Origin of the sequence: Eubacterium album (genome assembly GCF_025336545.1) — a bacterium.
Classification (GTDB): domain Bacteria; phylum Bacillota; class Clostridia; order Lachnospirales; family Lachnospiraceae; genus Eubacterium_U; species Eubacterium_U album.
The window spans coordinates 1-638 of sequence record NZ_JAODBU010000024.1; the positions used below are offsets into that span (position 1 = coordinate 1).

The 638-nt window shown below is 39.2% G+C and carries 1 protein-coding gene; it reads left to right on the plus strand.

Annotated features, from left to right (window positions below; translation table 11 throughout):
- Nucleotides 1-638 (plus strand): ketol-acid reductoisomerase (gene ilvC / locus N5B56_RS13370; protein ID WP_260979180.1); only part of this gene is annotated, 638 nt, incomplete at both ends.

Below are 638 nucleotides of genomic sequence, written 5' to 3' on the forward strand. Positions count from 1 at the left end.
GCAGAAGCAGCAAAGAAAGCTGACATCATCATGATTCTTATTAATGATGAATTACAGGCTGATATGTACAAGAAAGACATCGAACCAAACCTTGAAGCAGGAAACATGCTTATGTTTGCACACGGATTCAACATTCATTACGGATGTATCGTACCACCTAAGGATGTAGATGTTACAATGATCGCTCCTAAGGCACCGGGACATACAGTACGTTCAGAATATCAGGCAGGAAAAGGAACACCATGTTTAGTAGCAGTAGAACAGGATGCAACAGGTAAGGCATTAGATATGGCTTTAGCATATGCATTAGGAATTGGTGGAGCAAGAGCCGGAGTTCTTGAAACAACATTCAGAACAGAAACAGAAACAGACTTATTCGGAGAACAGGCAGTACTTTGCGGTGGTGTTTGTGCATTAATGCAGGCAGGATTTGAAACATTATGTGAAGCAGGATATGATCCAAGAAACGCATACTTTGAATGTATCCATGAAATGAAGCTTATCGTAGACTTAATTTACCAGTCAGGATTTGCAGGAATGAGATATTCAATATCAAATACAGCAGAATATGGTGATTATGTAACAGGACCAAAGATTGTTACAGCAGAAACAAAGAAAGCAATGAAGAAAGTACTTAG